The organism is Streptomyces sp. NPDC050448 (assembly GCF_040655295.1).
In the GTDB taxonomy this organism is placed as follows: Bacteria; Actinomycetota; Actinomycetes; order Streptomycetales; family Streptomycetaceae; genus Streptomyces.
The window spans coordinates 93,662-110,289 of record NZ_JBFAJR010000013.1 but is presented as its reverse complement, the minus strand read 5'-3'; the positions used below and the strand labels follow the sequence as shown (position 1 = coordinate 110,289).

Here is a 16,628-nt window from a genome sequence, read left to right as displayed (position 1 = left end):
AATTGCGGAGCCGCCCGCGAAAATCTGCGGTTTCTTTTTCCGGACCCACTCGTTGTTATTTCTGCAGTGGACACGCCCCTGCGGGAAGGATCGAAACAAATGACGTACAAGAAGGCAGTGGTGCTGGCCGCCGGCGTTCTGATGGCCGCCGGTGCCGCCTCGCCCGCCATGGCCGACGCGGCCGCCGACGGCCAGGCCATCGGCTCCCCCGGCGTTCTGTCCGGCAACCTGGCCCAGTTCCCGGTCCACGTCCCGGTCAACGTCTGCGGCAACACCGTCAACGTGTCCGCCCTCCTGAGCCCCGCGTTCGGCAACACCTGCATCAACGCCTGACGAAGCGCCTGCCCGCAAGGGCAAACCTCCTCGGGGGTGGCCTCGGAGTGCACGGCGGTGCACTCCGAGGCCGCCTTCGATTCAGCACCGGCGGGAGTGCCGGTAGACAGGGAAGGACCCATGCGACAGGTACTGAGCCGACAGGTACTGGGCAAGGGAGTGCTGACGGCGGCTGCCGCCTCGAGCCTGCTGTCGATCGCGACCGGCGCGGCCTACGCGCACTCGGGGGCGATGGCCGAGGCCTCGCATTCGCCGGGTGTGCTGTCCGGCAACAGCGTCTCGGTACCGATCACCCTCTCGCCGAACGTGTGCGGCAACAGCGTGGACGGCGGAGGGGCGCTCAACCCCTCGTTCGGGAACAAGTGCGCCACCACGTCCGGTTCGGACGCCCACCACGCCGACCACGACCGCTACCTCAGCCCCGAGCACGCCGAGGCCTTCGAGCACTACCTCGAAGAGCGCCAGGGCGGCCGGCACGCGCTGCCGGAGCAGCGTCGCGAGGAGCCCCGCCACGAGGAGTCCCGCCGCCAGGCACCGCGTCACGCGGCACCCCGGTACGAGGAGTCCCGCGACGAGGGCGGCTACGGAAGCTCGGACGAGCAGGGCGACCGGAGCCACGGCGGACCACGCGGGCAGGGCGGCTCGGACGAGGAGGAGTGCGACGAACACCCGCACGCCCTCCCGGCCCCGGCGGCCCACCACACTCCCCCGGCGCCCGAGCGGCCGCAGCCTCGGCCCCATCCGAAGCCGAAGCCGGAGGCGGAGCACCCGGCTCCGAAGCCCGTCCCCCATCCGGCCTCGAAGCCCGTTCCGGTCCCCGAGGCTCCCGTGGCGCAGACGCCCGCGCTGCCGCAGCCCGCGCCGGCCCCGGTCCCCGCCCCGGTGCCCCTCCCGGCCCCGGTCGCCAAGGAGGCGCCTGCCCCCGCACAGGTGTCGGCGCCGACGCTCGCCGAGACCGGCGCGGGTCAGCTCGGCGCCGCGGCGGCCCTCGCCTCGGCGCTGGTCCTGGGCGGCGCCATTCTGTACCGCAGGTCCCGTATCGCCTGACCGGCAATACCGGTAATCAGAAGAAATATCGGCCGGAGAATCCCTTGTCGGATTCTCCGGCCGTTGCCGTACGCGTTTCCGGAGCGGCGGGGAATCGTTACCCAGGGCGAAAGCGGCGCGACGGTCGCCGCTGACGCCCTTGTCCATGAAAGAAGAGGATTTCGATAATGAAGCTCACGAAGGTCGCCGCGGTCATCGCCGGCTCCGTTGCCGCGCTCGGCGCGTCCGCTCCCGCCTTCGCCGCCGAAGCCCCGGCCGCGATGCCCCCCATGAGCCTGACGGGCGGGGCCACCGAGGCCTTCAACTCGCTCGCCCCGGTCACCGAGTCGCTCCCGCAGACCCTGAGCAACGGAGTGGCCGAGCAGGGCGAGACCGTCACCAAGGTCGTGGACACCGCACAGCGCGTCAACACGATCCGCAACAATGCGCCGGGCGAGGTGCTCGGCATGGCGAACGGGGTCACGCAGGCGTCCCCGCTCCTCGGCGGCGTCCAGCTCAACGGCGGGGCGCACTGAGCCGGTCGAGTCACCCGCCCCGGCACAAACCGCTGTGGGCGCCACCGGCAAGGCCGGTGGCGCCCACAGTCAGGTGTGCCGGCTGACGTCAGTTGTTGACGCAGACGTTGCCGAACGAGGGGTTCAGCGCAGCGGGCCCGTTGGCGGTGTTGCCGCAGATGTTGACCGGGACGTGGACCGGGAACTGGGCCAGGTTGCCCGAGAGGACACCGGGGGAGCCCACGGCCGCACCCTCGGCCGACGCGTCGGCCATGGCGGAGCCGGCGGCACCGGCCGCAACGAGACCGGCGGAGGCCAGGACCAGGGCGGCCTTCTTGGCAGAGTTCATGGGATGTGCACCTTCTGTTCGATGTTCTGCCCCGATGCGGGGCTCACACCGAGCGAAACGGTCCAGCCTCCCGGACGACACGGCCTCGCGCGCAATCAGACCTGTTCAGCTCAATGGTCGTCATCACGCGCGGCTTTCCGGCCGTCCCGTGTCACCCTGCCTCCCCGCTACGGAAGACCGGGGCCCTCCGGAACGATCTCCACCGGCGTCAGGACCGGGTTGGCCGGTACCGGTGCCGGCCGGGCCGGGACCGCAGGCTTGGAGACGGGGGCGGCCGGCTTGGAGACAGGGGCTGCGGGCTTGGAGACGGGGATGTCAGGGATATCGGGGATATCGGGGATATCGGGGATCTCCGGAATTTCCGGGATCTCGGGGATGGTGGGGATCTCGGGGATGGTGGGGATCGAAGGGGTCGCGGGGATCTCGATCGGCAGCGTCGGGATCGCCGGCAGGCTCGGCAGCGTCGGCAGCTTGATCGGCGGGAGTGTCACCCCGGGCAGCAGGGTCTGGAGGTACTTGGTGAGTCCGTCCAGGGTCGCGCCGATCCCCGCGAGGAGGTCGTCGAGCGGGCCGGCCGCCGCCACACGTCGGTCGATCTGCTGCTGGGCGGCCGCCACCCTTTTCCTGGCGGCGGCGGCCGTGTCACCGTCCGCGGCGCCCGCGGGGGCGGCCGCGCCGGAAAGTATGACGACGGCGAGGGCCGACGGGACGAGGACGCGGATGCGGAACGGCTTCGTGCGGTGCATAGGGGTTCCTTACGGTGGTCGCACAGAGGCGGACCCGAAGCGATCCGCTCCCTTGCCCACCGTGCGAAGGCCCTGCACGGAGCGCAACCGGAGCGTGAAGGGTCCCGATCGACCGTGCGGGCTGCGTGCGGGCTTCGCGCACGCGTCCGCAGAAGGCTCACCCGGGGCGGCGAAAAACCTTGGTCCGAGCGGCCGTTTGAGTGAAGCCGCGGAACCAACCCCCCGGCAGGGCAGTTGACCAGGACGCTCCACTAGCGGGCACTCGTGCGACAAAAGGACCAATGATGTTCAAGAAGATCATGACTGCTGCCGCCGTCACCGCCGCCGCCGTCGGCGCGGGCGCTGCTGTTGCGGCCCCGGCCATGGCCATCGGCAACGACAACGGGATCAACACCGTCAACGGCAACGGCGCTTCGCAGATCTACGGCAACCAGAAGACCGAAGGCGCCATGAGCCCGCAGCTCAGCCTGGTTCAGGGCACGCTCAACAAGCCCTGCATCGGCCTGCCGGTGAAGGGCAACATCCAGGGGCTGCTCGGCGCCGCCCCGATCAACCTCCAGGACATCAACGTCCTGTCGAACCCGCAGAACCAGCAGTGCACCGAGAACTCCACCCAGGCCAAGGGCGACGAGGCTCTCTCGCACATCGTGGACGACATCCCGGTCCTGTCGGGCAACGGCTCCGTCGGCAGCTGATCTCCGCTCCCCTTCCTTCCGCGGTCCGGGCCCGCCCCGCCCGTGAAGCGATGTGACGAGGGCCCCGGCAGCCTCCAGCTGCCGGGGCCCTCGCGCGCGCCGGGCCGTCACCCGGTCCAGAACTCCCACCAGCGGGTGAGGATCAGCATCCCGATCACGCCGATGTGCAGGGCGGGCGGGGCCCAGCCGAACTCGGTGAAGAAGCCCTGCACCGCAGCGGGCGCGGGCAGCGCGCCGGTGCGGACGTTGTGGGCGGTGACCGCCCAGAACATCAGCAGGGTGGCCACCCAGGCCAGACAGCACCACAGGCAGAGCGCGTTGATCTCGTACAGGGACTGGACCATCAGCCAGCTGCAGAAGCCGACTCCGAAGAGGGTGCCGGCGTTGAGTCCCAGCCAGAACCAGCCGCGGTAGCGGGCGCCGGCCAGCAGGCCCGCGCCGACGCACACGACGGCCCCGTACGCGACCAGCCCCAGCAGGGGGTTGGGGAAGCCGAACGCCGCCGCCTGGTCGCTCTTCATGACGCTGCCGCAGGAGACCACGGGGTTCAGGCTGCAGGCGGGCTTGAAGTCCGGGTCCTCCAGCAGGAGGAACTTGTCGAGGGTGATCACCCAGGAGGCCAGCACCCCGGCGGCTCCGGTGAGCACCAGCAGCCATGCCGGCGCCCGCGGGGTGTCGGCCGGTTCGTCCTCGTGTCGACTGCGGGGCCGCCCCTGCTGGCGGGGAAGGCCCACTGTTTTCGTTGCCATACGGCCCATGTTCCCGCGCTCCGGCACAGACCGGGGCGAATCATGCTCATCCCTACGCAAGTTGACCTGAAGGGATGGCGGGAACCCCTGATACTTCCCGGACGTTTTACCGAACCCCGGACGCGATGTCAGAGCCAGGGGCTACGTTGAGCTTCCGCGAAGTCACTAGCTGCGACGGCCTGGAGACCCCCCTTGAGCGATCCGTACGAGACAACCGAGGCGCACCTCGAGCGACTCCTGGGCCGCGCCCTCAACTCCTTCGACCTGCCGGACCGGTTGGTCGAGCGCCTCGGTACGGCGCTCGCCCACAGCTCTTCCCTGTACACCACCCACCACAGCCCGGCAGCGGGACTGTGGCGGGAGACCCACCGGCACACGTACCTGCTGTCCGACGGCGGTTCGGCGGTCCTGTGGGAGCTGGCGTACCGACTGGAGGGCGACCGGACGATCCGGCACGAGGTCTTCGTGAGCAAGGCGGAGACCTACCTGGCCGTGGCCCGGCTGTCCGGCGACGCCCCCGCGGAGGCCTCGTTCGACCCCGCGCTGGACCCTGCGCTCGCCGCTGCCGAGGAGGAGCCGGACACCGATGTGGCGGTGCTGGGCGCGCTGTTCGCGGCCGGGGCCCCCGCGCAGCGGCACCGGGAGCACGCGGTGGAGGATTCCGCCGACCATGCCCGCCGGGTGCTGCGGCGCGCGGAGAACCCGGACCGGCCCGGCGAGCGGACCGCGCTGCTGCTGAGATCGGCGTACGCGCACCAGATCACCCAGGCGTTCGGCACCCGGCAGTGCAGGGCGGACGGGCGGGGCGCCGGATTCAGCCTGTACGAGCACTCGTTCGTGCTGCTGGACGGGAGCGAGGTCAGCCTGTGGGAGGTCGAGCACACGGCGACGCCGGACGGGCGGCACATGTGCGAGGTGTACGAGAGCGAGGCGGCCGCGCGCGGAGCGCTGGAGCTCCGCGCGCGGGTGAGATGAGGCCCTAGGGTGCGGCGGGGGCGGACAGGGGGAGGTCCAGGGGCGGGTTCTCGGTGACGTGGACCGCCTCGGGGCGCAGGTCCGCGGGGACCGGCATGGCGCTGCCGGAGAGCTGGACCGCGGCCGCACCGTGGGCCAGCGCCGAGACGAGGGCCTCCGGGCCGGTCCCGCCCGCGATCAGGAAGCCGGCCAGGGAGGCGTCGCCCGCCCCGATGTCGCTGCGGACGACGGCCACGGGGGCCGTGCCGTGGAAGGTGCCCTCGGCGCTCACCAGGAGTTGGCCGTCCGCGCCGAGCGAGGCCAGCACCGCGCCCGCGCCCCGGGAGCGGAGCTCCTGGGCCGCCCGGGCGACCTCGCCCAGGGTGACCAGGGGGCGGCCGACCGCCTGGGCGAGCTCCGAGGCGTTGGGCTTGATCAGGTCCGGGCGGGCCGCCAGCGCGGCGGTCAGCGCCGTGCCCGAGGTGTCCAGTGCGACCTTGGCGCCGGCCTCGCGGGCGCGGGCGACCAGGTCGGCGTACCACTCGGGCGGCAGGCCGCGCGGGAGGCTGCCGCAGGCCGCGATCCAGGCCGGGGCGTCGGCCGTGGTACGGACGGTCTCCAGCAGGAGGGCGGATTCCTCCGCGGTGAGTTCGGGGCCGGGCGCGTTGATCTTGGTGACGGTGCCGTCCGGTTCGACCAGCGTGACGTTCGAGCGGGTCTGTCCGGCGACCGTCACCGCGGTGACGTCCACGCCCTGCGCGCCCAGCAGTTCGGCGATCAGTGCGCCGGGGGCGCCGCCGAGCGGGAGGACCGCCGTCGTGAGGACTCTCGCCGCGGCCACCGCGCGGGAGACGTTGACCCCCTTGCCCCCGGGGTCGACGCGGTCGCGGGTGGCGCGCAGCACGGCGCCGCGGTCCAGCGAGGGCACCTCGTACGTCCGGTCGAGGGAGGGGTTCGGGGTGACGGTGAGGATCATACGAGCACGACTTCCGTACCGGCGGCCTCGATGGCCGACTGCTGGGCAGGGGCGAGCCCCTGGTCGGTGATGAGGAGGTCCACGTCCGTGAAGGAGCCGAAGCGCGCGAAGTGCTCCTGGCCCGCTTTCGAGGAGTCGGCGAGCAGCACCACCCGGCGGGCTGCTGCCATCGCGGCCCGCTTGACGGCGGCTTCCGCGAGATCGGGGGTGGTCAGGCCCTGCGCCGAGAAGCCGTTCGTGGCGAGGAAGGCGACGTCGGCGCGGATCTCGGCGTAGGCGCGCAGCGCCCACGCGTCGACGGCGGCCAGCGTGCGGCGGCGGACGCGGCCGCCGACGAAGTGGAGGTCGATGCCGGCGTGGTCGGCGAGCCGGGCGGCGACGGGCAGCGCGTGCGTGACCACGGTGAGGGCGATGTCGACGGGGACGGCGGCGGCGAGGCGGGCGACGGCGGCGCCCGCATCGAGGACGATGCTGCCGCCTTCGGGGAGTTCGGCGAGGGCGGCGGCGGCGATGCGGTCGTTCTCGTCGGCGCCCGTGAGTCGCGCGCCCGGGTCCGGTTCGAAGTCGAGGCGGCCGGCCGGGATGGCCCCGCCGTGCACGCGGCGGACCAGGCCGGCCCGGTCCAGGGTCTTGAGGTCGCGGCGTACGGTCTCGGCGGTGACCTGGAAGCGGTCGGCGAGGGAGAGGACGTCGATGCGGCCCGCCTCTCGGGCGAGGCGGAGGATCTCCTGTTGGCGCTCCGCTGCATACATGTGGGGTTCGCGTCCGTTCGGTGCCCAGCTCTGGGATTACGCCCCCCACCGTACGCCCGTTTCCTAGCAAACCAAAGCAAACGGGCATGTCCGCCAACAGAAGCGGACATGACCGTCGCGGGGAGCTGCAAGGGACGGCTACCCGGCGGGGACCGCCTCCGGCGCGGGCGCGGCCTGCGTACCGCCCTCGCGCTGCTCCATCGGGACCGACTTGCGCGGCAGCACGAACATCACCCCGAAGATCACGACCATCACGGCCACGATCCACCACAGTGCGCTGTGGAAGGCCTCGACGTACGGCGCACCGATGACCCTGTCGTCGTCGATGAGCCCGAAGAAGACCACGGAGGTGAGGCCGAGGCCCAGCGCGTTGCCCATCTGGCCGGTGGTGTTGATCAGGCCGGACGCCGAGCCGGCGTGCTCGCGCGGCACCTCGGACAGCACGGTGTCGTTGAGCGGGGCGACGATCAGCCCCATGCCGGTGCCCATGACGATCAGCGGCGCGGCCATCTGCCACGAGGCGATCTCCATGCCGTAGCGCTGCGCCTCCCAGATGTAGAGGAGGAGGCCCGCGGCCATGGTGAGCGCGCCCGCCTGGAGCACCTTGCGGCCGAAGCGCGGTACGAGCTTCTGGACGGAGAGGCCCGCGGCGGCCGAGACGGCCAGCGAGAACGGGATGCCGGTGGTGCCGGCCCGCAGGGCGCTCCAGCCGAGGCCCATCTGCATGTACAGGGTCCAGACCAGGAAGAAGATGCCGGTCGCGATGCCGAAGGTCAGCTGGACGGCGATACCGCCCGCGAAGCTCTTGACCTTGAAGAGGGAGAGCTCGACCAGCGGGGAGCCGTCCTTGCGGATCTTGTACTTCTCGTACGCGATGAAGGCGGCGAAGACGAACGGTGCGGCGGCCATGCAGACGAAGCCCCACAGCGGCCAGTCGTTCTCCCGGCCGTGGGTGAGCGGGAAGATCAGCATGACCAGGGCGAGGGTGGCCAGCACCACGCCGACCAGGTCCAGGCGCAGGGTCTTGGGGGCCTTGGACTCGATGATGAACTTCCGGCCCAGGAGGATGCCGGCGATGCCGACGGGCAGGTTGATCAGGAAGATCGGGCGCCATTCGAGACCGAGGATGTTCGACTCGGTGAGCAGGGCGCCGAGCATCGGGCCGGAGACGGCGCCGAGGCCGACGACCGCGCCGAACATGCCGAAGACCTTGCCGCGCTCGTGGGGCGGGAAGGTCACGTGGATGATCGCCAGCACCTGCGGGACCATCAGGGCCGCCATGCCGCCCTGGAGGATGCGGGAGGCGACGAGCATGTCGGGGTTGGCGGCGGTGCCGCAGAGCAGCGAGGCGGCGGTGAAGCCGGCGATGCCGATGAGGAAGAGGCGCTTGCGGCCGTAGACGTCACCGAGACGGCCGCCCGTGATCAGGCCGGCGGCGAAGGCGAGCGCGTAGCCGGCGGTGATCCACTGGATCGCGCTGGTGGAGGCGCCGAAGTCCTCGCGCATGCGCGGTATCGCGATGTTGACGATCGTGACGTCGACCAGGTCCATGAAGGCCGCGGTCATCACGATGGCGAGCGCCAGCCAGCGGCGGCGGTCGGCGGGCGAGCTCGATGCTGCTTCGTCGTGGACGGTGTCGTTCCGCTCTTCTTGTACGGGCCCGTTCTCTCTCTCGGGCGATCTCTTGGACGTCTCGGTGCTCATGAAGAGAAACCTAGACGGCATGTAGGTCAGTTGGTGTCCTATTTCACTGGCAACCTGGATGGCATGACGGACACCCCGGCACGGCTGCTCACCCTGCTCTCCCTGCTCCAGACCCCGCGCGAATGGCCCGGGAGCGAGCTGGCGCAGCGGCTGCGGGTGAGCTCGAGGACGATCCGGCGCGACATCGAACGGCTGCGGGAGCTCGGGTACCCGGTGGAAGCCACGCTGGGCGCGGAGGGCGGGTACCGGCTGGTGGCGGGGGCCGCGATGCCGCCGCTGCTGCTGGACGACGAGGAGGCGGTGGCGATCGCGGTGGGGCTGCGGGCGGCTGCCGGGCATGCGATCGAGGGGGTGGAGGAGGCATCCGTACGGGCCCTCGCGAAGCTGGAACAGGTCCTGCCGGGGCGGCTGCGGCACCGGGTGGGCGCGCTGCAGTCGGCCACGATCGCGGTGACTCGCGGGGACGGGGCCAGCGTGGATCCGCGGACGCTGACGACGATGGCGTCGGCGGTGGCGAGGCCGGAGCGGCTGCGGTTCGCGTACCGGGCGCGGGACGGGGTGGACTCGCGGCGGCTGGTGGAGCCGTACCGGCTGGTGAGCACGGGGAGCCGGTGGTACCTGGTGGCGTACGACCTGGACCGGGAGGACTGGCGGACGTTCCGGGTGGACCGGGTGGCGGAGCCGTTCGCGACGGGTGCGCGGTTCGCTCCGCGGGAGATGCCGATGGAGGCGGCGGAGTTCGTACGGCGCGGGCTGCGGGGTGGGGAGACCTACGCGGTGGAGGTGTCGTTCGCGGGCCCGGTGGAGGCGTTGCCGGGGTGGCTGCGGGCCGATGCCGAGCCCTTGGGCGGGGGCTGCCGGGTCCGGTTCTCCAGCGGGGACTCCCCGGAGTGGCTGGTGGCCCGACTGGCCCTGACCGGCATCCCCTTCACGGTCCGCACCCCGGACTCCCTGGCCGCCGCGGCCCTTGCGCTGGCCGCGCGTCTGGCCTCGGCGGCGGCGCCGTAGCCCGGGGCTTCGCCCCGGACCCCGCGGGGCGGAAGGGAGCCCCCGGCGCCTGGGGGGATAGACGCCGGGGGCTCGTTCAAGGGGGCTTCGCTGCGGGCCGCGTCAGGCCACTGCGTCGAAGCCCGTGTCGCGGGCCATGCGCTTCAGTTCGAGGAGGGCGTGCTTCTCGATCTGGCGGATCCGCTCGCGCGTCAGGCCGTGCTGCTTGCCGACCTCCGTCAGGGTCCGCTCGCGGCCGTCGTCGATGCCGTACCGCATCTTGATGATCGACGCGGTGCGCTGGTCCAGCTTGCCCAGCAGGTCCTCCAGCTCCTCGCTGCGCAGGAGCGACAGGACGGACTGCTCCGGGGAGATCGCGGAGGTGTCCTCGAGGAGGTCGCCGAACTGCGTCTCGCCCTCGTCGTCCACGGACATGTTCAGGCTGACCGGGTCGCGCGCCCAGTCCAGTACGTCGCCCACGCGCTTCTCCGTCGAGTCCAGCTCGGCGGCGATCTCCGCGTGGTCCGGCTCCCGGCCGTTCTCCCGGTTGAACTCCCGCTGGATGCGGCGGATCCGGCCGAGCTCCTCGACCAGGTGGACGGGGAGGCGGATGGTGCGGGACTGGTCGGCGATGGAGCGGGTGATGGCCTGGCGGATCCACCACGTGGCGTACGTGGAGAACTTGAAGCCCTTGGCGTAGTCGAACTTCTCGACGGCGCGCACCAGGCCCGCGTTGCCCTCCTGGATCAGGTCGAGCAGGGGCAGGCCGCTGCGCGGGTAGCGGCGCGCGACGGCCACGACGAGGCGGAGGTTGGAGCGGATGAAGATCTCCTTGGCGCGCTCTCCCTCGGCGGCCAGCGCTTCCAGCTCCTCGCGCGCCGGGGACTCGCCCTCGCGCTCCGTCTCGCCGTCGAGGATCTGTCGGGCGTACACGCCCGCCTCGATGATCTGCGAGAGCTCCACTTCCTTGGCCGCGTCGAGCAGCGGGGTACGCGCGATCTCGTCCAGGTACATGCCCACCAGGTCGCGGTCGGCGATCTCCCCGCCCACAGCGCGGGCGCTGCCCCTGGACTGACGACGGGCGACGGCGCGGGTTGCCATGCGTGCTCCCTTGCAATGAGTTAGGTCGCGGTGCGGCTGCTGGAACGCGGCTCCGCGTCCCTGGACACTCTCCCGAGTGCCCGCTTCCGAAGGAAACAACGACTGGAATCGGGACAGAATTCCCACGCCGGTCCCTCTTTTTCGAGATCTTGCAGTATCCTGCCCCGCCACCCCCCGCCCCGGAGGGGGCGGGATGCCGTCAGAACTCGAAGAGGTGCAGGTCAGGCCCGCCCTCGAGGCCGGCCCGGAAGACCTCGCCGACCCGTCCGGCCATCGCGTCCGTGAGACCGCCGTCACACTCCGCGACACGCGCCGTGGCTGCACTCCGACTCTGAAGACGGCCCTGGCCCGCTTCCGGTTGCCCGGACAAGCGACCCATTCCTAGCCGAACTGGACCGAACGCTTCGAAAGGCCCATCCAGAAGCCGTCGACCACGTCGGAGCGGCGGGCGAGGTCGCCTGAGGCGTCCGCGGCGCCGAGGGTGACGAAGAGCGGGGCGAAGTGCTCCGTACGGGGGTGGGCCAGGCGGCCCGCCGGGGACTTGGCCTCGAAGTCCAGCAGCGCGTCGACGTCGGACGCGGCCAGCGCCTCGCGGCCCCACGCATCGAACTCCGCCGACCAGGACGGCACCCCGGGGCCGGTGTGGCGCAGCGCGGCCAGGTTGTGGGTGAAGAAGCCGCTGCCGACGATCAGGACGCCCTCGTCGCGCAGGGGCGCGAGCTTGCGGCCGATGTCCATCAGGCGGCGCGGGTCCAGCGTCGGCATGGAGATCTGCAGGACCGGTACGTCGGCCTCCGGGAACATCTCCACGAGCGGGACGTACGCGCCGTGGTCGAGGCCGCGGTCCGGGATGTCCTGGACGGGGGTGCCGGGGGCCTGCAGGAGTGCCCGCACCGAGGCGGCGAGCGCGGGGGCGCCCGGGGCGTCGTAGCGGACGCGGTAGTAGTGCTCCGGGAAGCCCCAGAAGTCGTGGACGAGGGGAACCCGCTCCGTGGCGCCGAGGGCGAGCGGGGCCTCCTCCCAGTGCGCGGAGACCATCAGGATCGCGCGGGGGCGGGGCAGTGCGGCGGACCAGGCGGCCAGTTCCCCCGGCCAGACCGGGTCGTCGGCGAGGGGCGGGGCACCGTGGCTCAGGTAGAGCGCCGGCATGCGGGCCGGGTTCCGGGCGGGGGTCGGGGTGGTGGTCACGGGGCACTCCTCGTCGTCAGCACGGGGCTGGCACAAGACTGACCCCGTGTCGTTCAAATTCGAACGACACGGGGTCGGCAGTCATTCCCGGGGTTCCCCGAGCCGCGTCAGTGGGCGATCACCGGGACCTTCACCTCGGCGCCTGCGCCGTCGCCGGAGGCGACCGGGCCGCCGGCGCCCGGACGGCCCGTGTTGATCAGCGTCAGGGCGATGGTCGCGCTGGCGACGAGGATGCCGACCGCCCACCAGATGGCGGTGGAGTAGCCCTCCACCATCGCCTGGGCCTGGATCAGCTTCGCCGCCGGGCCGCCCGCCGCGGCCGCGTGGTCGGTCAGGTACGCGGTGGTCGCCGAGGCGGCGATCGTGTTCAGCAGGGCGGTGCCGATCGCGCCGCCCACCTGCTGCGAGGTGTTGACCATGGCGGAGGCGACACCGGCGTCGGCCGGGTTCACCCCGTGCGTGGCCAGCGACATGGCCGGCATGAACGCCGTGCCCATGCCCAGGCCGAGCATCAGCTGCGCCGGCAGGATCAGCGCCGGGTACGAGGACCCGACCTCGAGCTGGGTCAGCATCAGCATGCCGGTGGCGGCGAGCAGGAAGCCCGGGCCCATCAGCAGCCGGGGCGCGACCCGGGTCATCAGGCGGGCGCCGATCTGCGTGGAGCCCGTGATCATGCCCGCGATCATCGGCAGGAAGGCGAAGCCGGTCTTGACCGGCGAGAAGCCCTTCACGACCTGGAGGTAGTACGTGAGGAAGAGGAACAGGCCGAACATCGCGATGACGGCCAGGCCCAGGGAGAGGTAGACACCGCCGCGGTTGCGCTCCAGCAGGACGCGCAGCGGCAGCAGCGGGGACCTCACGCGGGACTCGACGAACACGAAGGCCGTGAGCAGCACCGCCGAGCCGATGAACATGGCCACGGTCACCGTGTCCGACCAGCCCGCGGACGCGGCGCGGGTGAAGCCGTAGACCAGCGCGACGAGACCGAGCGTGGACAGGGCCACGCCGGGGATGTCGAGCGGGGCGCGGTTGCGGCCGCCGACGGGCTCGCGGACGACCAGCCAGGCACCCGCGGCCGCGACGATCGCGAACGGGATGTTGACGAAGAAGGTCCAGCGCCAGTTGAGGTACTCGGTGAGGAATCCGCCGAGGATCAGGCCGACGGCGCCGCCGCCACCGGCGATCGCGCCGTAGATGCCGAACGCCTTGGCGCGCTCCTTGGCGTCCGTGAACATGACGGCCAGCAGGGACAGGGCGGCCGGCGCCAGCAGTGCGCCGAAGGCACCCTGAAGGGCGCGGGCACCCAGCATCATCGCCTCACCGGTGGCGGCGCCGCCGAGCGCGGAGGCCAGGGCGAAGCCGGTCAGACCGGTGATGAAGGCGTTCTTGCGGCCCCACTTGTCGGCGATGCGGCCGCCGAAGAGGAGCAGCCCGCCGAAGGCCAGCGCGTACGCGGTGATGACCCACTGGCGGTTGCCGTCGGAGATGCCGAGGTCGGTCTGGGCGGACGGGAGGGCGATGTTCACGATCGTCGCGTCGAGGACGACCATCAGCTGCGCCAGGGCTATGAAGACGAGTGCCTTCCAGCGGCTGGGATCGGCAGCCGGTGCGAGGCCGGCGGCTGTTTTTGGCATGGGGATACCCACTTCACTGTGCGGAATGACTAAGAAGATTGCGTTTTAGCGGGGTTTACGACGCTAACGGGCGCGACCCGGGGCGTCACATGGTTTTCTGCCTCAGGTCCTCGAGGGTGGCCGCCGAGCCCGGCAGCTCGGAGCGGGCCGGGGCCCGCAACCCGTCCAGGAACAGCTGGAGATGGCGGTGGACGAACCCGTCCACGTCGAGGCAGGTGATGCCCGGCAGGGGCCGGCTGAGCTGGGAGAGGGCGACCATCAGGTCGCCGACGCCGATGTCCGTGCGGATCAGCCCGGCCTGCTGGCCGGCGGCCACCAGGGCCTCGACGGCTTCCGCCAAGGCCTCGCGGGCCGCGATGAGTTCGGGGTGTTCGCTGTCGAAGTCCCCGGCGAGCATGGGACACAGGGCACCGATCCGCTCGTCCGCAGCGGCGTGCGTGAACCGGCACAGCGCGGCGAAGGCGTCGGGCTCTTCGGCGAGCGAGTCCTCGGCCTGGGCCGTGACCCGGTCCATCACGAAGAGCACGACGTGGTGGACCAGCGCGGCCCGGTCGGGGAAGTGCCGGTAGAGCGTGGCGTTGCCGATGCCCGCCCGGCGGGCGACCTCGTCGAACGGTGCGCCGGAGCCCAGCTCCACGAGCACCTCGCGCGCCGCCACCAGGATCCGCTCGCGGTTGCGGACGGCGTCCGCGCGCGGACGCGGGACCCGTGTGGGAACCGGTTCCGCGGCAGACGTCTCCACGGCCGGGTCCACGGCCGGCGCCGGGGCGGACGCGGCCACCGCGAGGGTGGTGGGGCGCTTCATGCGAGGGCTCCCTGGGCCTGGGACTCGTACCCGCCCCCTCAAACGGGGAGCCGGCCCCCGCTTTGCGGGACTCCCGTGCAAACGGGGATTGCATCCCCGGTTATTTCACTCTCCCGCGTGACCCGAGTCACACCACGCTTCCCGTTCGGACGCACCCGGCGCGCGGGCGCGTCGCAGCCGACGGAGGGTGATCGCACAGAGCGCAGTCCGGGCCCGGCCGGCTGCCGCGGACCCGAAGGCGATCTCCATGCCGCAGACCCGCCACCGGATACGCACACCCCGCCGTGCCGGCGCCTACATCGGCCTCACCGTGCTGGCCCTCGGTGTCACGGCCACCGCGAGCACCGGGATAGCCGACCGCAGCCACTCCGCGGCCGGGCCCGTGGCCACGAGCGCCGAGTCCGCGCTGGCACCCTGCCGGATCACCGGCGCGATGGGCGTGCAGATGTCCGAGGGCCTGCCGACCCCGCCCGGGTACTCCCGCTCGACCGGCGAGGTCCGGGCACTGAACCTGATGATCGACTTCCCGGACGCCAAGGGCGAGGGCGCCGCGCTGGACCGGCTCGCGGAGTTCTTTCCCCAGACCTCCGACTGGTTCCGCACCAGCTCCTACGGCCGCCTCCGCTACCGCGCCGAGGCGCCGATACGGACCTGGCTGCGGATGCCGATGCCCTTCGCCGCGTACGGGATCGGGCGCGGATCCGCGTACGAGCCGGGCTACCGGCAGCTCGTCGAGCACATCGCGAAGGCCGCCGACTCCGAGGTGGACTTCAGCCGCTACGACCTGGTCAACATCCTGGTCACGCCGAACGCAGGCCCGTCCGCCCTGGACACCGTGCTCTCGGTGACCTTCTCCGGCAACGGCGACGCCCCGATGGCCGACGGCGTGCCGCTCGCCAACACGTCCTTCGTCTACAGCCGCCAGGACGACGGCTCGGGCTCCTACCGGGAGACCGGCTACCGGGTGCTCCCCCACGAGAACGGGCACGTCTTCGGGCTGCCCGACCTGTACACCTCCGACGGCGGGGGCGCGGTCGGGCACTGGGACATCATGAGCGAGGACTGGGGCTCCAACAACGACCTGCTGGGCTGGCACAAGTGGAAGCTGGGCTGGCTGGACGGCTCACAGATCAGCTGCGCCTCGAAATCCGGCGTCAGCGACCACACCCTGACCCCGCTCGGCGTGGAGGGCGGCACCAAGCTGGCCTTCGTACCGCTGTCGGAGAGCGCCGGGTACGCGGTGGAGGTGCGCACCCAGACCGGGAACGACGAGGCCGTCTGCAAGCCCGGCGTACTGATCTACAAGGTGGACTCCCGGGTGGACACCGGGCGCGGGCCCGTCACCGTCTCCGACAGCGCGAGCGGCAGCGGCGGCTGCACCCGGCGGCCCAACGTGCACGGGGAGCTCTCGGACGCGCCGTTCCGGCCGGGCGAGACCTTCACCGACGACAAGGCGGGCGTCAGCGTCTCGGTGGTGGGCGAGCTGCGCAACGGCAGCTTCCAGGTCCGGATCACCCGCCCCTGAGGGACGCACGGCCCGACCGGCCCCGGCACGGCCCCGGTCCCGACCCTGGCCCCGGCCCCGGCCCCGATCCCGGTCCACGCGGACCCGAGACCAAGGAGACACAGGATGACCGGCACCCCCGAAGAGCGGCTCACCGCCGCCGGGCTCACCCTCCCGGAGACCCTCGCCCCGCTGGGCGCGTACGTGCCCGCCGTGGTCAACGGGCACTACGTGTACACCTCCGGCCAGCTCCCGATGGTCGACGGCGCCCTCCCGCTGACCGGCAAGGTCGGCGCCGAGGTCAGTGCGGAGCAGGCCACGGGACTGGCCCGGCAGTGCGCGCTGAACGCGCTCGCCGCGATCGCCTCGGTCGCCGGTGACCTGTCCGCCGTCAAACGCGTGGTCAAGGTGGTCGGCTACGTGGCCAGCGATCCGCGGTTCACCGGCCAGCCGGGGGTGGTCAACGGGGCCAGCGAGCTGTTCGGCACCGCCTTCGGCGACGCCGGCATCCACGTCCGCAGCGCGGTGGGCGTGGCGGTGCTGCCGCTGGACGCGCCCGTCGAGGTCGAGGTCACCGTGGAGCTGCACACCCCGATGGGCGTCTGAGGCG

18 protein-coding genes are annotated in these 16,628 nt (G+C 71.9%); 8 read left to right on the top strand and 10 right to left on the bottom strand.

Annotated elements, in window-relative coordinates:
• The first annotated feature begins 99 nt into the window (after positions 1-99).
• The 3 genes from AB0I68_RS17985 to AB0I68_RS17975 all read left to right on the top strand — a co-directional run bounded on the left by AB0I68_RS17985 (position 100) and on the right by AB0I68_RS17975 (position 1,895).
• Positions 100-333 (top strand): chaplin, encoded by a 234-nt coding sequence (locus tag AB0I68_RS17985; RefSeq protein WP_363178270.1) that lies wholly within the window; start codon positions 100-102, stop codon positions 331-333.
• Between the two features lie 120 nt (positions 334-453).
• Positions 454-1,380, top strand: coding sequence for a chaplin family protein (locus tag AB0I68_RS17980; RefSeq protein WP_363178269.1), 927 nt, complete (start codon positions 454-456; stop codon positions 1,378-1,380).
• Between the two features lie 167 nt (positions 1,381-1,547).
• The gene (locus AB0I68_RS17975; protein ID WP_363178268.1) at positions 1,548-1,895 is read left to right on the top strand and encodes a hypothetical protein; all 348 of its coding nucleotides are present in this window, start codon (positions 1,548-1,550) and stop codon (positions 1,893-1,895) included.
• An 88-nt stretch (positions 1,896-1,983) separates the two neighbouring features.
• On the opposite strand, the gene AB0I68_RS17970 is transcribed toward AB0I68_RS17975, so the two are convergent.
• The gene (locus AB0I68_RS17970; protein ID WP_363178267.1) at positions 1,984-2,223 is read right to left on the bottom strand and encodes a chaplin; all 240 of its coding nucleotides are present in this window, start codon (positions 2,221-2,223) and stop codon (positions 1,984-1,986) included.
• Between the two features lie 167 nt (positions 2,224-2,390).
• Positions 2,391-2,969 carry a hypothetical protein gene (locus AB0I68_RS17965; protein WP_363178265.1) on the bottom strand — a complete coding sequence of 193 codons (579 nt, stop codon included), beginning with the start codon at positions 2,967-2,969 and terminating at the stop codon, positions 2,391-2,393.
• A gap of 284 nt (positions 2,970-3,253) precedes the next feature.
• Between AB0I68_RS17965 and AB0I68_RS17960 the strand changes: the two genes are divergently transcribed.
• Positions 3,254-3,664 (top strand): rodlin, encoded by a 411-nt coding sequence (locus AB0I68_RS17960; RefSeq protein WP_363178355.1) that lies wholly within the window; start codon positions 3,254-3,256, stop codon positions 3,662-3,664.
• Positions 3,665-3,771: 107 nt separating this feature from the next.
• Here AB0I68_RS17960 and AB0I68_RS17955 read toward each other — a convergent pair whose 3' ends face one another.
• The gene (locus tag AB0I68_RS17955) at positions 3,772-4,422 is read right to left on the bottom strand and encodes a vitamin K epoxide reductase family protein (protein WP_363178264.1); all 651 of its coding nucleotides are present in this window, start codon (positions 4,420-4,422) and stop codon (positions 3,772-3,774) included.
• 183 nt (positions 4,423-4,605) lie between these two features.
• Between AB0I68_RS17955 and AB0I68_RS17950 the strand changes: the two genes are divergently transcribed.
• Positions 4,606-5,388: a DUF6227 family protein gene (locus AB0I68_RS17950; protein WP_363178263.1), complete on the top strand. Its 783-nt coding sequence runs from the start codon at positions 4,606-4,608 to the stop codon at positions 5,386-5,388.
• A 4-nt stretch (positions 5,389-5,392) separates the two neighbouring features.
• Here the strand turns inward: AB0I68_RS17950 and pfkB are convergent, their stop codons facing one another.
• From pfkB to AB0I68_RS17935, 3 genes are all read right to left on the bottom strand, one after another.
• Positions 5,393-6,343, bottom strand: a complete 951-nt coding sequence (gene pfkB, locus AB0I68_RS17945) for a 1-phosphofructokinase (RefSeq protein WP_363178262.1) — start codon at positions 6,341-6,343, stop codon at positions 5,393-5,395.
• Positions 6,340-7,095, bottom strand: coding sequence for a DeoR/GlpR family DNA-binding transcription regulator (locus tag AB0I68_RS17940; protein ID WP_363178261.1), 756 nt, complete (start codon positions 7,093-7,095; stop codon positions 6,340-6,342). Before AB0I68_RS17940 ends, pfkB begins: the two co-directional genes overlap by 4 nt.
• Positions 7,096-7,233: 138 nt before the next feature.
• Entirely contained in the window at positions 7,234-8,661 is a 1,428-nt protein-coding gene (locus AB0I68_RS17935; RefSeq protein ID WP_363178354.1) for an MFS transporter, read from the bottom strand.
• Positions 8,662-8,862: 201 nt separating this feature from the next.
• Between AB0I68_RS17935 and AB0I68_RS17930 the strand changes: the two genes are divergently transcribed.
• Positions 8,863-9,807, top strand: a complete 945-nt coding sequence (locus AB0I68_RS17930; RefSeq protein ID WP_363178260.1) for a YafY family protein — start codon at positions 8,863-8,865, stop codon at positions 9,805-9,807.
• Positions 9,808-9,909: 102 nt separating this feature from the next.
• Here the strand turns inward: AB0I68_RS17930 and AB0I68_RS17925 are convergent, their stop codons facing one another.
• From AB0I68_RS17925 to AB0I68_RS17910, 4 genes are all read right to left on the bottom strand, one after another.
• Entirely contained in the window at positions 9,910-10,887 is a 978-nt protein-coding gene (locus AB0I68_RS17925) for a sigma-70 family RNA polymerase sigma factor (RefSeq protein ID WP_363178259.1), read from the bottom strand.
• A 381-nt stretch (positions 10,888-11,268) separates the two neighbouring features.
• A complete protein-coding gene (locus tag AB0I68_RS17920; protein WP_363178353.1) occupies positions 11,269-12,036 on the bottom strand; it encodes a class III extradiol ring-cleavage dioxygenase in 768 nt (255 codons plus the stop codon).
• Between the two features lie 146 nt (positions 12,037-12,182).
• Positions 12,183-13,709, bottom strand: coding sequence for an MFS transporter (locus AB0I68_RS17915; RefSeq protein WP_363178258.1), 1,527 nt, complete (start codon positions 13,707-13,709; stop codon positions 12,183-12,185).
• Positions 13,710-13,794: 85 nt separating this feature from the next.
• Complete coding sequence (locus tag AB0I68_RS17910; RefSeq protein WP_363178352.1) at positions 13,795-14,463, bottom strand: TetR/AcrR family transcriptional regulator; 669 nt, start codon at positions 14,461-14,463, stop codon at positions 13,795-13,797.
• A 298-nt stretch (positions 14,464-14,761) separates the two neighbouring features.
• On the opposite strand from AB0I68_RS17910, the gene AB0I68_RS17905 reads away from it, so the two are divergent.
• Together AB0I68_RS17905 and AB0I68_RS17900 are read left to right on the top strand one after the other, a co-directional pair.
• Entirely contained in the window at positions 14,762-16,039 is a 1,278-nt protein-coding gene (locus AB0I68_RS17905; protein ID WP_363178257.1) for a M6 family metalloprotease domain-containing protein, read from the top strand.
• Between the two features lie 105 nt (positions 16,040-16,144).
• On the top strand, positions 16,145-16,624 hold the full coding sequence (locus AB0I68_RS17900; RefSeq protein WP_363178256.1) for a RidA family protein: 480 nt from the start codon (positions 16,145-16,147) through the stop codon (positions 16,622-16,624).
• The last annotated feature ends 4 nt before the right edge of the window (positions 16,625-16,628 follow it).

Coding starts and splice junctions, on each gene's coding strand:
- AB0I68_RS17985 (WP_363178270.1), top strand. CDS start 100: ATGACGTACAAGAAGGCAGTGGTGCTGGCCGCCGGCGTTCTGATGGCC.
- AB0I68_RS17980 (WP_363178269.1), top strand. CDS start 454: ATGCGACAGGTACTGAGCCGACAGGTACTGGGCAAGGGAGTGCTGACG.
- AB0I68_RS17975 (WP_363178268.1), top strand. CDS start 1,548: ATGAAGCTCACGAAGGTCGCCGCGGTCATCGCCGGCTCCGTTGCCGCG.
- AB0I68_RS17970 (WP_363178267.1), bottom strand. CDS start 2,223: ATGAACTCTGCCAAGAAGGCCGCCCTGGTCCTGGCCTCCGCCGGTCTC.
- AB0I68_RS17965 (WP_363178265.1), bottom strand. CDS start 2,969: ATGCACCGCACGAAGCCGTTCCGCATCCGCGTCCTCGTCCCGTCGGCC.
- AB0I68_RS17960 (WP_363178355.1), top strand. CDS start 3,254: ATGTTCAAGAAGATCATGACTGCTGCCGCCGTCACCGCCGCCGCCGTC.
- AB0I68_RS17955 (WP_363178264.1), bottom strand. CDS start 4,422: ATGGGCCGTATGGCAACGAAAACAGTGGGCCTTCCCCGCCAGCAGGGG.
- pfkB (WP_363178262.1), bottom strand. CDS start 6,343: ATGATCCTCACCGTCACCCCGAACCCCTCCCTCGACCGGACGTACGAG.
- AB0I68_RS17940 (WP_363178261.1), bottom strand. CDS start 7,095: ATGTATGCAGCGGAGCGCCAACAGGAGATCCTCCGCCTCGCCCGAGAG.
- AB0I68_RS17935 (WP_363178354.1), bottom strand. CDS start 8,661: ATGACCGCGGCCTTCATGGACCTGGTCGACGTCACGATCGTCAACATC.
- AB0I68_RS17930 (WP_363178260.1), top strand. CDS start 8,863: ATGACGGACACCCCGGCACGGCTGCTCACCCTGCTCTCCCTGCTCCAG.
- AB0I68_RS17925 (WP_363178259.1), bottom strand. CDS start 10,887: ATGGCAACCCGCGCCGTCGCCCGTCGTCAGTCCAGGGGCAGCGCCCGC.
- AB0I68_RS17920 (WP_363178353.1), bottom strand. CDS start 12,036: ATGCCGGCGCTCTACCTGAGCCACGGTGCCCCGCCCCTCGCCGACGAC.
- AB0I68_RS17915 (WP_363178258.1), bottom strand. CDS start 13,709: ATGCCAAAAACAGCCGCCGGCCTCGCACCGGCTGCCGATCCCAGCCGC.
- AB0I68_RS17905 (WP_363178257.1), top strand. CDS start 14,762: ATGCCGCAGACCCGCCACCGGATACGCACACCCCGCCGTGCCGGCGCC.
- AB0I68_RS17900 (WP_363178256.1), top strand. CDS start 16,145: ATGACCGGCACCCCCGAAGAGCGGCTCACCGCCGCCGGGCTCACCCTC.